This is a genomic window from Paenibacillus sp. 102, from assembly GCF_039549175.1.
Classification (GTDB): domain Bacteria; phylum Bacillota; class Bacilli; order Bacillales; family Bacillaceae_G; genus Bacillus_A.
Genome location: NZ_JBCGHT010000009.1, coordinates 103,932 through 116,989, shown reverse-complemented (window position 1 = coordinate 116,989; position 13,058 = coordinate 103,932). Strand labels below are relative to the sequence as shown.

Genomic DNA, 13,058 nt, shown 5'->3' with positions numbered 1-13,058 from the left:
CTTTTTTGTTGCTTTATATAGCTTAGTAGCTTTATATTTTATATTGTTGAATAATCGAAACAAAGGGGAAAACATATGCGAAAAAAAGTCATGATATCTTTAATGTTAATGACGTTTCTTTCCGCTGTGGAAGGAACGATTGTAAGTACAGCAATCCCTCGTATAACGAGCGATTTATCTGGTGTCGAACTTGTTAGCTGGGTATATGCAATCTATATGCTAGCAACAGCTGTCTCGACTCCAATCTATGGAAAACTAGCCGATTTATTCGGCCGTAAAAAAGTACTACTCATTGGCGCGGCCATCTTTTTAATCGGTTCTGCGCTGTGCGGAATTGTGACATCGATGGAACAATTAATTGTCTTTCGCGCTCTTCAAGGTATAGGTGCTGGTGCTGTTATGCCAATTACAATGACAATTATCGGAGACTTATATAGCGAAGCGAAAGATCGCGCAAAAGCACAAGGCTGGATGAGTGCTGTTTGGGGCGTTTCTGGTGTTATTGGGCCGCTAGTAGGTGGATTTTTAGTGGATTCTCTTTCTTGGCGTTACATCTTTTTCTTAAACGTTCCATTTGGAATTCTTGCTTGTGCGATGATTGCAATTTCTTATAAAGAGTCGATTAAACCAGCAAAACACCATATCGATTATCCTGGTGCAATCATCTTCTCACTAAGTACAATTGCGTTACTCTATGCACTCTTAACAGGGAGCAGTAAACAAAACTGGGGCGACATTACAATTATTGGCCTCTTAATCTTTGCAGCTGTTTCATTCATTATTTTCTTATTCGTTGAGAAAAAATCTCCGGAGCCATTAATTCCGTTAGCCCTTTTCTCTAATCGGACGTTATCAACGGTAAACATATTAACACTTATTGCTGGTGCAATGATTATTAGTATTACCATGTACCTTCCAATTTGGAGCCAAGGTGTATTAGGAAAAAATGCGACAGAAGCTGGACTTATTCTAATGCCAATTCCTGTTTTGTGGACATTTGGTGCCATTTTCTCTGGGAATTTAGTTGGTAAGTTACAAACGAAACAAATTATTTTACTTGGAGCTAGCATTTTATCCATTGCTACCTTCTTATTATTTACATTATCAACTCATTCACCAGCATTTCTTATTTATGTTGCCGTTGGATTGTTCGGTTTAGGAATGGGCCTTATCACACCAATTTATATGGTAACAATCCAAGCAGCTGTCCCAGCGCATACACGCGGAACAGCCGTCGGCTTAAATACATTTATTAATACATTTAGCCAAACATTAGGTGCTGCTATCTTTGGAACGATCTTTAATACGATGATTCATGCACAAGGCATTAAAAATCTTGATTTAGTTTCCTCTGGCGGACATGGGGCAGCAACTAACATAGTGACGGACTCACAAGAAGCATTAGCTTCTAGCGTACATGTTATTTATATGAGTACATTTGCGCTCGCACTGCTTACACTATTCATCGGTTGGCTTCTATTAAAGCCAGCTGGGCAGACAGCTGAACAGTAAAAAAAAGAGGCTGATCGCTTATAGCGATCAGCCTCTTTAGCATATTAGCGGAACTCCCATATATATAAATCCAATTTGATTTTCTAACATATAAATTGTGGCTATGAAGAACAGAAAGAGACTTCCACTCATTGTCTCCTTCTGTTTTCACATGGCATGGGGCTAAAAAAGGAACTGACCGCTTCTATCCACCGGCGGATCCTCTCTACCACCTAAAAGGAATAGTTTTATGTTGGTCTTTCAATCCGTATTTATATATATCGATCGCTCAACAATATATGCTCGCACTCACTCTTCATTTTCCACCACATATTTCAGCATGGACAATTTATTGTTCCAAAACTGCTCATAATACGAAAGCCACTCTTGTAATTCTGCTAACGGTTCAGGCTGCAAGCGATATATCCTTTCTCTCCCAACTTTTCTTCCACTTACTAATTTCGCTTCTGAAAGAATATGAAGATGTTTCGCTACAGCTGTACGGCTCATCGGAAAATGATCTGTTATTTTAGAAATCGGTAATTCTTCTTTTGTTAATAATTTAAGTACTTCTCGGCGCGTTGGATCAGCAATTGCTTGAAAAACATCATATTTCGCTGCTGATGAGGACATTTACCCTTCAACAACCTTTTTCAGTTTTTCATTTACAATCGCTACCCAGCCACCGGCCATTCTATCACGAATAACAGAAGCTTTCTCGTTCGCTTTCGAAATCGTCTCATCAGACTGTTTCCATCCGCCATGAATAAGAGTGAACTCCGTTTTATCTCCTAAATCTTTTAAAATAAATGAAACGATCCAGCCATCTGTATCCCATGAAAACGATAAACGATGAGGCTCATCGATTTCTAACACTTTGCATGGTGATGGACCAAAAGGTGATTGTACATGAAATTCATGCCCTACTTTTGGTTCAAAGTCATTTGGCATAAACCAAGATGCAATTCCTTCTGCAGTAGATACTACATTCCATACCTTTTGAATAGGCGCTTCAAAAATAACTGTTTGTTTAATATCTTGTAATGTATTTTGCTGCTTCATACTATGTCTCCTTTATAAGGCGTTAAAATACAACACCTTTTGGTTTCGTTTTTCATAATATAACACCTTTTAGTTTCATGTCAACTTATATAATCCCTACTTAAAAACAAAAAAAGAGCTGACTCTGCAGCCCTTTTTTATGTTTTATATATAACCATCGCCGAAAAACAATAAATTTGATTTTCATCGTCATTAATGGATACACCAACTTGATATTTAATATCTACAAGCTGTTCTTCATTTAGTTTCTTCAAAAACACATTTACGGAGTCTTCCAAGTCCTTTTCATGACTTTCATCAAACATCTTGACTCGAATCATTTTAACACCATCCTAGATCGCAGCCCTCCGCCGCTTGATTATTGCCACGGTGCGTATCTATGATGCGATAAAACTTACCATCTTCATATATATATCCGTCTTCTAACACATATTTCTTGTCTTCAGTATAGACATAAAACTTACCTATCATAAATTTACTCGTATATAATTCCAAATAATTTGCTCTAAATTTTGCTACTACCTTATTCGTAATATCAATTTTAATTGTGCGCCCCACCTTCTCTCCCTCCTTTAAAAAGAACGGATTTAGGTATATTGTATTAACAATTTTACATTTTATGATTAAAAATGAGTGGATATGCCCCTATTTTTCTCCGGACATTTCTAAGAATACTCACCCCATTTCACATACAGCTCTTTCAACAAAAGGTGTGATTAATTCCCGTCTAAAAACGCGATAAAAAAACCACTCCAAAACCATTGACACACATATATAACATATGGTAATATAATAAATTTGATATTTTTCTTCATATGTGTTATCATTACATATAGTTACCACATATGGAGGTGGATGATTTGTTTCAAATCGGCGATAAAATTGTTTACCCTATGCACGGAGCAGGAATAATCGAAGCAATTGAGGATAAAGAAGTGTTAGGAAAAACACGTCAGTATTGCGTGATACACATGGTGATTAGCGATATGCAAGTGATGATTCCTATGGATAAAGTAGAAAATTCAGGCATACGTTACGTTGTCGACAAAAATACATTAAACGATGTATTAGTTGACATTCATAATGGTGAAGCTGACCACTCACTCTCATGGAAACAAAGATATACCATGAACATGGAGAAAATGAAAAACGGGAATCTTTCAGATGGTGCTGAAGTTGTTCGTGATTTAATTCGCCGCAATAAAGAACGAGCATTAAATGCGAGCGAAAAACAAATGTTAGACAACGCACGCCGAATTTTAATTAGTGAAGTTGCACTTGTGCAAAATGTTTCAGAAAATCAAGCAACTGATTTCCTTCAAGACACAATCAGTCATTAACATGAAAAATATATATTCAAATTTAAAATAGCTGACCGCTATTTTTTTTTGCATAAATATAAATTAAAAACCCGATATAAAAGCTTTCTTTTTAGGTGAAAGAGAGGATCCAGCCATGCATAGAAGCGGTCAGTGCCCTTTTTAGCCCCATGCCGAGTGAAGACGAAGGGAGAGAATGAGTGGAAATCTCCTTTTATTTTCATAGCAGTGACTGGTATGCTAAGAATCAAAATAGATATACATACAAATTGAAAACCGACATATCTCTTTCTGCCCCATTTAAAGTGAAAAAACGAGTACAGATCACCTCGTATTCTTCCCTTCAAACCAACATAAAAAGCAGCATGACTCTAGTACAAAAACTAGAGTCATGCTGCTTTTTTCTATCTTTTTTTAATAAACCGTACAATCATTTCCTCTATTTATGATTCAACATCATTAACAGCTTCTCTTGACTATACATCCACACTGTAATAATTAAACAAGCAAGCGCTACTTCTGACAGTGCCATAAATCCAATTGCATAATGACCTGTTAGTTGGAATAGTAGTGTTAAAATTAACGGCGGGAAAAATCCTCCTAAACCACCTAGAGCTGCGACAAGTCCGTTTACAACCCCTGCTTGCTCAGAAAAGTACATTGGTACTAATTTGAAGATTGTTCCATTTCCAATTCCAGCGCAAAATGCGACTAGTAAGCAACCAAATGTATATACGTTCATACTTGGCATAAATGATAAAATAATCCCAGATAATGTGAGACCAATAAATACGAAGATTAAAATTTTAAATGGATTAAATTTATCACCAAGCCAACCACCAATCGGGCGCATAACCGTTGCCAATACGATAAAGCCAGCTGTTCGCATACCTGCATCTACTTTTTCTAATCCAAAGTGAGATACTAAAAAGTTCGGTAAGTATACTGTAAAGGCAACAAACGATCCAAAAGTTAAGAAATAGAAAATACATAGGAACCAAAGTTTTTCATTTTTGTATACACCTTTTAACTGTTCCATTAATGGTGTATTCACTTTTCGCTCCTCGCGATCACCTAATAAAAAGTTAAGAAGAGCAAAAACGGCTAGTAAGATTAAAAAGGATTGCACAGTAGCTCTCCAGCCAAACGAAGTAGCGATGATCGGTGCTAAAAATGAGGTAACTGCGGTTCCGGCATTACCTGCACCATAAATACCATTTACAAAACCGTGACGCTCTTTCGGATAATATTTCGGCAAGGACGTGACACCTACCGAGAACACAGCCCCGCCAACCCCTACAAATAAACCACCGATAATTAAATCCATCATAGAGTTCGCAATGCTAATATAAAAGACAGGGAATAATAAAATGACAAAGCTTATAAAGAATAATTTTCTCGCGCCGTAACGATTGGTCCAATAACCAATTGGAATTCGAAGCACTGAACCTAAAATAACAGGTACTGCTGTAACAAGGGAAATTTGTCCTACTGTTAATGCAATATCCACTTTAATAAATGGCATTAACGAAGATAAAATCACCCATACCATAAAACCAATAACAAGATTAGAAGTTTGTAAACCTAATTGAAAATTCGGACTTCTCATCTTTTTCGCCTCCTATTTTGCTCATTATTTCACAATATATATTAATTCCCTCCAGTCTAATCACAGATTTCCGTGATTAGACTGGAAAAAATCAACCACCACTCACTGGCGGAATCAATGCTACAACATCACCAGATTGTATTTTGTCCTCTTCATTTGCATATTCTTCATTGATAGCGACCATAATTTGCTCTGAAACTTCAATATGATGTTCTTTCGTAATCATATCCTTTAATTCGGCAACGGTAATATTTTCACAGTCTATTTTCAGCTCATTTGTTCCTGCTTCTTCTTGTAAATGCGCAAATAATAATACTTGAATCATTTTTTCATCCCCTTTCCAGGTTCCCCGTCTGGATACGGTGTTTTTTCTAATTGATCACCGATCCATGAATCTCCATCTTCCCAAAATTCTTTTTTCCAAATTGGAACAATTTCTTTAATGCGTTCCATGATGTATTCATTCGCTTCATACGCAGCTTTCCGGTGCGGCGTTGATACACCAACAACAACTGCGATATCAGAAATTTGAAGTGTACCGATGCGATGTGTGATTGCAACATGTGTCTCAGGCCACTTCTCTTTTACTTCCTCCCCAATTTTGGCGAGCATTTTTTCAGCCATTGTCTTATAAGCTGCGTATTCCAAATATAATGTACGGCGCCCTTTCGTAAACTCTCTTACCGTACCAATGAAAGTTGTCACAGCACCACATTCACGGCGAATCACTTTCTTTGTAACCTCTTCAATTGAAATTGGTGTATCTATTACTTCATAATACGTCTGTGTCATCTTGCACCCCTTACCGTTTGTACAAACCATTCCATATAAGCTGCTTCCTCTGTTATATGAAATGCTTTATATGTTTCTCCTAAACTTTGTATGGTGTCATCCCATGTGATAACTGCCATCACATTTTCCACTTTATTTAATAAAGAAATGTCTTCCATCGAACGAAGCAAAACTATTTTGGGATAATTTTCTGTTTTATATCCTTCAATTAAAATGAGATCTACTTCAAAAAACTCATATAGTCGAATGATCTCTTGTAAAGGCCACTTATCCCGCAAAGAAGAAAGCGATAGTAATCCAGCTCCTTCTACACTGCTCACAACAGCACCTGCCCATCTATGACGTTCACTATCCTTTTGTGGTACCTCAGGATAGCCACCATGTCCGTGATGCTTAATTGTGGCAACTTTCATGCCTTTATCTGAAAAAGCTTGAATTAATTTCTCTGTGAGCGTCGTTTTGCCACTATTTTGATAGCCAACTATTTGTAAGATTGGAGCGGTTCTGCCCACGGCCACTCACTTCCTTCGTTCGATTCTAGCAGTAACACAGAAACCTTCATTCCTGCTTCGAATCCTCTTGTTCCTCCTGGTAGTACAATTAAAGCGTTACTATCCGCAAGTGAGGAAATCGCACTTGATTTATCGAGTCCAACTGGAGTTACTTGCAATTGTCCATTGATAAACTCTACTTTTCCTCTTACAAATCGCGTAAATGGATTTGCCTTTGGAAAATCCTTCTTTAAAATTGCATCCGCTCGATATGCATGTAGCTCTTTCACATGAAGAAATGTTTGAATAACTGGATGAACGAGTAACTCAAAACCGACATAACAAGCAGACGGGTTACCTGATAATCCAAATAACAATTTCTCACTTACTTCAGCTACAGTCGTTACACTACCTGGTCTCATTGCGATTTTATTAAAAAGAACATTGGCACTTAATTTTTCATAAATCGCAGGCAAGTAATCATAATCACCTACCGAAACACCGCCCGTTGTAATTAATATATCCACTTCATCCAGTGCCGCTTTTACAGCTTCATAGCAAGCTTCTAAATCGTCAGCAAGTTGCCCATAATATTTGACTTTCCCGCCAGCTCTAGTAATTTGAGCTGCAATCATATAAGAATTACTATTTCTTATTTTTCCTGGTTGAAGTGGTTCATGTACTTCTAATAGCTCGCTTCCCGTCGTTACAATCCCAACTACAGGCTGTTTTATAACGTTTACTAAACTATAGCCAAACGTTGCTAAAAGCGCCGCTACACCAGGGGTAATCTTCGCACCTTTTTTCACAAGTATTTGATTTTGTTTTACATCTTCACCTTTAAACGAAACATTATCACCTGCTTTAAAAGAACGTTTTAACTTCATATATGTTTTTCCGTTTCTTTCAAATCCTTCCGTAAGCTCTAACATAACAACTGCGTCGCAATTTTTTGGAATGGCTGCCCCTGTCATAATTCGAACCGCCTCGAAGGCCTTTACTTCATTTGTAAAAACAGAACCAGCTCCAATTTCTCCGATTACTTCAAATTCAATTGGATGATTTTGACTTGCTTCTTTTGTATCTTCCGCTCGAATCGCAAATCCGTCATAGGGAGAACGGTCAAAATGAGGGACATCATGATCTGCCATAACATCTTCTCCCAAAATTCTTCCGTAGCTTTCGGTAATAGAAACTGTTTCTATCCCGCCTTGCTGAGCATAGTTCATAACCCTTGCTACTGCTTCTGCAACTGAAATTGGTACTCGTTTTTCTAACATCTTTTTCACCCCATATTTGCAAAATATCACATCTTGGTTACACTTTATATTGTACAATGCTAATCATAATAGCAATTACTTCAAGGAGGAATTCCATGTCTTCATTTACTCATTTTAATGACCAAGGCCGTGCCAAAATGGTCGATATTAGCGATAAAAAAACTACTGTACGAACAGCGATCGCTCGCTCTAGCATCTTAGTTACGAAAGAAATTTATGATAAAATCTCTCAAAACGAAATTGGTAAAGGCGATGTATTAGCCGTTGCACAAATCGCCGGTATTATGGCTGCCAAACGGACTTCTGATATTATTCCGATGTGTCATCCTTTACTTTTAAAAGGAGTAGATGTCTCTTTCGACTGGGAAATGGCGAACGAACAATATCGTTTACTCATTGAAGTAAAAGTCAAAACAGAAGGTAGCACGGGCGTTGAAATGGAAGCTTTAACAGCCGCTTCTGCAACTGCTCTTACCGTGTACGATATGTGTAAAGCTGTTGATAAAGGTATGATTATTGGCGAGACATATTTACTTGAAAAAACAGGTGGGAAGAGCGGAGACTACGTTAGAAATCCGCAGTCCTAATCCCTTGAACCTAAAGGATTCCCTTTAGGTTCAACCTATATATCTCGCATACAACCTTTTCGCCACCGTCATATCATTCGTTCCGTGAATAAACGCTCTGCCATCTGTAAATAAAACAAAACGATATTCATCAACAAAGAATGATAATAAATACGGTGTTGTTTGCACATCTACGCTTTTTTGTAAGCGCTTTTTAATTTCTTCTAAGTTAAGCATTTGCGGCAATCCTGGACGGATTTGAACCGTATTTCGCCCACATAACAGTTCTGTTTTCATTTGTAATTCAAACGCTAAGCTAGGGTATGTGCGCAGCTTTCCGCAAGATAAACACGTATCTTTTTTCTGCCTATTCACTTTAAATGCCATATGCTGATTGTTCCAAAGATCAAATGATAGCATTGTTTCACGAAGCGCTCCAAAATCTTCTACCAATATTTTAAGTGCTTCTGTCACTTGATGGCTGGCAACTATTTGTACAGCTGGCTGTATAATTCCCGCCGTATCACATGTCACACCGCTTGATGGATGCTCCATTAGACAACGGAAACATGGTGTTTTCCCCGGAAGAATTGTATATGTGACGCCGTAGCTTCCAACGCATCCTCCATATATCCAAGGAATATTGTATTTTTGCGAAACATCATTAATAAGAAGACGTGTCTCAAAATTATCAGTCGCATCTAATATTAAATCTACATTTTTAATTAACTCTTCCATTTCTTGCACCGCTACATCTGTTACGATAGGTACGATTTCTACTTCAGAATTAATCTGCCTTAAACGTTCGAATGCTGCAACTGCTTTTGGCTTGTACTGCTTTGCATCTTCTTCTGTATATAACTGCTGCCTTTGCAAATTACTCCACTCAACATAATCACGGTCAGCAATGGTCAGTGTTCCAACTCCCGCTCTAACAAGCGCCTCTGCACTAGCTGCTCCTAGTGCACCTGCACCGATAATAAGTACATGCTTTTCTCTTATTTTCCTTTGTCCCGCTTCGCCAATCCCAGAAAATAACATTTGTCTTGAATAACGCTCCTGCACATGTCCCACCCCTTTCTTATCCTCCGATATAAGACATTTCAATTTTCGGACGATTATTTGCGCTTTCTTCCGTTCGCTCATCAGAATACCGATCCTGTCGATATTCCCATACATTTTGCACGACCTTTAATAAATCTGTATCCGAAATATCTTCTCTAAGCAAGCTTCTTAAATCTGTTCCTTTCGTCGCAAACAAACACGTATAAAATTTACCATCTGCCGAAATTCGAGCTCTCGTACAAGAAGAACAGAACGATTCAGAAACTGAAGTGATAAATCCAACTTCTGTATCACTGCCAACGTAACGATAACGCTTCGCAACTTCTCCAAAATAATGAGGATCTACAGGTTCAATTGGATATACCTGATTGATTTTCTCAATCAATTCTTGTTTCGTAATGACCTGTTCAAAATTCCATCCATTCGTACTGCCAACGTCCATAAACTCAATAAAGCGGAGCGAAATTCCCTGTTCTTTGAAATAAGTGGCCATCGGAAGAATTTGACTATCGTTCATTCCCTTTTTCACGACCATATTTACTTTCACATCAAGTCCAGCTTCTTTTGCTGCGGCAATCCCTTTCAGCACAGGTTTTGTACTAATATTCCGGCCGTTAATTTTGCGAAATACATCTTCCTCTATCGCATCTAAACTAACATTCACTCGGTGTAATCCAGCGTCCTTTAACGCCTTTGCTTGCTTTGTTAAATGAATTCCATTTGTTGTCAGTCCAATATCTGTTAAGCCATCTAGCTTCGCAAGTCTTGCAATAAGCTTTGGCAAGTCTTTACGTAGTAAAGGTTCACCGCCTGTAAGCCTAATTTTCTTTACACCCATGCCTACAAACAATTTTGCTAATCGTTCAATTTCATCAAATGTAAGCAAAAATTCTTCTTGCAAAAATGCATAATCAGGTCCGAATACTTCAGCTGGCATACAATATGTGCATCTGAAATTACAACGGTCAATGACAGAGATGCGTAGATCTTGAAGCGGACGCTGCAAAGAATCTGTAATCTTCTCGCGCATCGTCATCCCTCCTTTTCTGCTAAATTCTATCTGTCTTCATTCTATTATAATATATTTTCAAACTGCGATGTTATTGCTCAAGTTCTTTATTCACTTTCTATGTTTTTTAGTTGCCTCCATCATAAAAAAGAAGAAGAAAGTACGTTGTGATATTTCTCACATCGACTTCTTCATTCAAAAATTCTTCACAAATTCGTTCAAATTTTATTCACATTTCAGTTACAATTACTTTATTTGCGCACGATACTCATTTCCCCACTCACGCATAAGTGTGATAATTGGTGTAAGGGATTTTCCAAATTTCGTTAAAGAATATTCCACTTTTGGCGGAACTTCTTTATATACTTCACGGTGAATTACTCCAGCTGCCTCTAGTTCTCGAAGCTGCCTCGTTAGCATGCGCTGTGTGATGCCAGGCATCAATCGTACAAATTCATTAAAACGAATCACTTCGGCATTCATTAAGTGAAATAGAATAACCCCTTTCCATTTCCCACCGATTACATCTAATGTTACTTCTACTGAACAACGATTTATATCTTTCTGTTCCATTTTGTCACTCTCCATTAGTATACAAATTGATACTATATGCTAAAAATGTGCGTACTTACATCTTTTATTTTACTATTGTAGAATCAATTTTGTAATCAACTTACTATAAAAAAGCAGATTATTAAAAGGTGGTTGTTTAAATGGAACATACAAAAGAAGAAATTTTAAAAGCTTATCAATTTAGACATGCATGTAAAGAATTTGATGTAAATAAAAAAATCTCTGATGAAGATTTTCATTTCATTTTAGAAACTGGCCGACTTTCTCCAAGTTCATTTGGTTTTGAACCTTGGAAATTTGTTGTGATTCAAAATCAAGATATTCGTAACAAGCTTCTTCCTGTATCTTGGGGTGCTCAAAAACAATTACCAACAGCAAGTCACTTTGTCGTTATATTAGCTCGTAAAAAAGAAGAAATGATTTATAACTCTTCCTATATTTCTAACTTTATGCAAAACATTCAGCAGCTCCCAGAGGAAGTAATAACAATGAAACGTGATTTTTATAAGGAATTTCAAGAATCTGATTTTCAATTATTAGAAAACGACCGTGCTATGTTTGATTGGGCTTCTAAGCAAACTTACATCGCTCTTGGGAATATGATGACTGCCGCTGCCCAAATCGGGATTGATTCTTGCCCTATTGAAGGATTCCAGCAAGAAAAAGTAGATGCGATTTTAAAAGAAGAAGGAATTATTTCAGATGATACATTCGGGGTGTCTGTTTTAGTTGCTTTCGGTTATCGCTTAGAAGAACCAAAACGTGATAAAACTCGTCAAACGATGGATATGATTGTAGAATGGATTAAATAATGTAAAGAGTGTACTTTTTTGAGGATATTGGAAAACAGGAGCCAGCAAACTCCTGTTTTTTTCGTTATTTGTCGCAAAATCGATATTTTTTATCGAATTGCTTTTTTTCAGCACGAAAAGTGCGCTTGTTCACAGCTAAATATGAACTTATCACCTATAATTAAAAGATATTTCTTGCATTTTCATCATGTTTACATCCAAAATAAGAAGTAGACTGCTTTTAAAAGAAAGGTGATTGCTGTGACAAACCGTACGGCATTATCAGAAGATTTAAAGGAATTGCTTGCATCTGTTGAATATAAAATGCAGATTAATAAAGGAAGTTATATTTTCCAAGAGGGTGTGGAGGCAAAAGAACTCTATATCGTTCGCTCTGGAAAAGTGCAGATTAGTAAAATTAGTGCTGACGGACAGGAGTTAACACTTCGCATTTGTTCAACGCACGATATCATCGGAGAATTAACATTATTTACGGACAATGCAAAGTATTTATTAAATGCGAAATGCCTTGAAAATGTTGAGGTTGGCGTAATTAAACGAGATGCTTTAGAGAAGGCATTACTTGAAAAACCAGCCCTTGCCTTTGAATTTATGAAATGGATTAGTGAGCATTTAAGAAGAATGCAAACGAAATTCCGTGATTTAGTATTACATGGTAAAAAAGGTGCTCTTTATTCGACTCTTATTCGTATGACGAATAGTTATGGCGTATTAAAAGAAAACGGCATCCTTATCGATCTACCTTTAACAAATCAAGAGCTTGCGAATTTCTGTGCAACCTCACGTGAAAGTGTCAACCGTATGTTAAATGATTTAAAAAAACAAGGAATTATTTCTATTCATAAAGGAAAAATCACGATTCATAATTTACAATTTTTAAAATGCGAAATTGCTTGTGAAGATTGTCCTGCCTCTGTTTGTAGTATTGAGTAGCCTCTCTATTTGAGATGCTACTCTTTTTTTCTTTCTCCTTTACTCTACAAAAAAAA

17 protein-coding genes are annotated in these 13,058 nt (G+C 37.1%); 5 read left to right on the top strand and 12 right to left on the bottom strand.

Annotated elements, in window-relative coordinates; translation table 11 throughout:
• Positions 1-75 precede the first annotated feature (75 nt).
• The gene (locus tag AAIE21_RS18940) at positions 76-1,512 is read left to right on the top strand and encodes an MDR family MFS transporter (protein WP_343268197.1); all 1,437 of its coding nucleotides are present in this window, start codon (positions 76-78) and stop codon (positions 1,510-1,512) included.
• Between the two features lie 288 nt (positions 1,513-1,800).
• On the opposite strand, the gene AAIE21_RS18935 is transcribed toward AAIE21_RS18940, so the two are convergent.
• The 4 genes from AAIE21_RS18935 to AAIE21_RS18920 form a co-directional block, all read right to left on the bottom strand.
• On the bottom strand, positions 1,801-2,124 hold the full coding sequence (locus tag AAIE21_RS18935; RefSeq protein ID WP_174100181.1) for an ArsR/SmtB family transcription factor: 324 nt from the start codon (positions 2,122-2,124) through the stop codon (positions 1,801-1,803).
• The gene (locus tag AAIE21_RS18930) at positions 2,125-2,553 is read right to left on the bottom strand and encodes an SRPBCC family protein (RefSeq protein WP_343268196.1); all 429 of its coding nucleotides are present in this window, start codon (positions 2,551-2,553) and stop codon (positions 2,125-2,127) included.
• A gap of 137 nt (positions 2,554-2,690) precedes the next feature.
• On the bottom strand, positions 2,691-2,873 hold the full coding sequence (locus tag AAIE21_RS18925) for a sporulation protein Cse60 (protein WP_343268195.1): 183 nt from the start codon (positions 2,871-2,873) through the stop codon (positions 2,691-2,693).
• A gap of 1 nt (position 2,874) precedes the next feature.
• A complete protein-coding gene (locus AAIE21_RS18920) occupies positions 2,875-3,111 on the bottom strand; it encodes a DUF2553 family protein (protein WP_343268194.1) in 237 nt (78 codons plus the stop codon).
• Between the two features lie 287 nt (positions 3,112-3,398).
• On the opposite strand from AAIE21_RS18920, the gene AAIE21_RS18915 reads away from it, so the two are divergent.
• On the top strand, positions 3,399-3,893 hold the full coding sequence (locus AAIE21_RS18915; protein ID WP_343268193.1) for a CarD family transcriptional regulator: 495 nt from the start codon (positions 3,399-3,401) through the stop codon (positions 3,891-3,893).
• A 418-nt stretch (positions 3,894-4,311) separates the two neighbouring features.
• Here the strand turns inward: AAIE21_RS18915 and AAIE21_RS18910 are convergent, their stop codons facing one another.
• From AAIE21_RS18910 to AAIE21_RS18890, 5 genes are all read right to left on the bottom strand, one after another.
• A complete protein-coding gene (locus AAIE21_RS18910) occupies positions 4,312-5,481 on the bottom strand; it encodes a nitrate/nitrite transporter (protein WP_343268192.1) in 1,170 nt (389 codons plus the stop codon).
• A gap of 91 nt (positions 5,482-5,572) precedes the next feature.
• Complete coding sequence (moaD, locus tag AAIE21_RS18905; protein WP_343268191.1) at positions 5,573-5,806, bottom strand: molybdopterin converting factor subunit 1; 234 nt, start codon at positions 5,804-5,806, stop codon at positions 5,573-5,575.
• Positions 5,803-6,273: a molybdenum cofactor biosynthesis protein MoaE gene (locus tag AAIE21_RS18900; RefSeq protein WP_343268190.1), complete on the bottom strand. Its 471-nt coding sequence runs from the start codon at positions 6,271-6,273 to the stop codon at positions 5,803-5,805. Before AAIE21_RS18900 ends, moaD begins: the two co-directional genes overlap by 4 nt.
• Positions 6,270-6,791: a molybdopterin-guanine dinucleotide biosynthesis protein B gene (mobB, locus tag AAIE21_RS18895; protein WP_343268189.1), complete on the bottom strand. Its 522-nt coding sequence runs from the start codon at positions 6,789-6,791 to the stop codon at positions 6,270-6,272. The genes AAIE21_RS18900 and mobB overlap by 4 nt, the downstream gene beginning before the upstream one ends.
• Positions 6,755-8,044 (bottom strand): molybdopterin molybdotransferase MoeA, encoded by a 1,290-nt coding sequence (locus AAIE21_RS18890; protein ID WP_343268188.1) that lies wholly within the window; start codon positions 8,042-8,044, stop codon positions 6,755-6,757. The genes mobB and AAIE21_RS18890 overlap by 37 nt, the downstream gene beginning before the upstream one ends.
• Positions 8,045-8,139: 95 nt before the next feature.
• Here AAIE21_RS18890 and moaC point away from each other — a divergent pair, with 95 nt between their 5' ends.
• Positions 8,140-8,631 (top strand): cyclic pyranopterin monophosphate synthase MoaC, encoded by a 492-nt coding sequence (gene moaC / locus AAIE21_RS18885; protein WP_343268187.1) that lies wholly within the window; start codon positions 8,140-8,142, stop codon positions 8,629-8,631.
• Between the two features lie 30 nt (positions 8,632-8,661).
• Here moaC and AAIE21_RS18880 read toward each other — a convergent pair whose 3' ends face one another.
• The 3 genes from AAIE21_RS18880 to AAIE21_RS18870 all read right to left on the bottom strand — a co-directional run bounded on the left by AAIE21_RS18880 (position 8,662) and on the right by AAIE21_RS18870 (position 11,257).
• The gene (locus AAIE21_RS18880; protein WP_343268186.1) at positions 8,662-9,675 is read right to left on the bottom strand and encodes a molybdopterin-synthase adenylyltransferase MoeB; all 1,014 of its coding nucleotides are present in this window, start codon (positions 9,673-9,675) and stop codon (positions 8,662-8,664) included.
• Between the two features lie 16 nt (positions 9,676-9,691).
• Positions 9,692-10,705 carry a GTP 3',8-cyclase MoaA gene (gene moaA, locus AAIE21_RS18875; protein ID WP_343268185.1) on the bottom strand — a complete coding sequence of 338 codons (1,014 nt, stop codon included), beginning with the start codon at positions 10,703-10,705 and terminating at the stop codon, positions 9,692-9,694.
• A 225-nt stretch (positions 10,706-10,930) separates the two neighbouring features.
• Positions 10,931-11,257, bottom strand: a complete 327-nt coding sequence (locus AAIE21_RS18870) for a winged helix-turn-helix transcriptional regulator (RefSeq protein ID WP_343268184.1) — start codon at positions 11,255-11,257, stop codon at positions 10,931-10,933.
• A 140-nt stretch (positions 11,258-11,397) separates the two neighbouring features.
• On the opposite strand from AAIE21_RS18870, the gene AAIE21_RS18865 reads away from it, so the two are divergent.
• Entirely contained in the window at positions 11,398-12,069 is a 672-nt protein-coding gene (locus AAIE21_RS18865; RefSeq protein WP_343268183.1) for an NAD(P)H-dependent oxidoreductase, read from the top strand.
• 240 nt (positions 12,070-12,309) lie between these two features.
• Positions 12,310-13,002 carry a Crp/Fnr family transcriptional regulator gene (locus tag AAIE21_RS18860; RefSeq protein ID WP_336450461.1) on the top strand — a complete coding sequence of 231 codons (693 nt, stop codon included), beginning with the start codon at positions 12,310-12,312 and terminating at the stop codon, positions 13,000-13,002.
• The last annotated feature ends 56 nt before the right edge of the window (positions 13,003-13,058 follow it).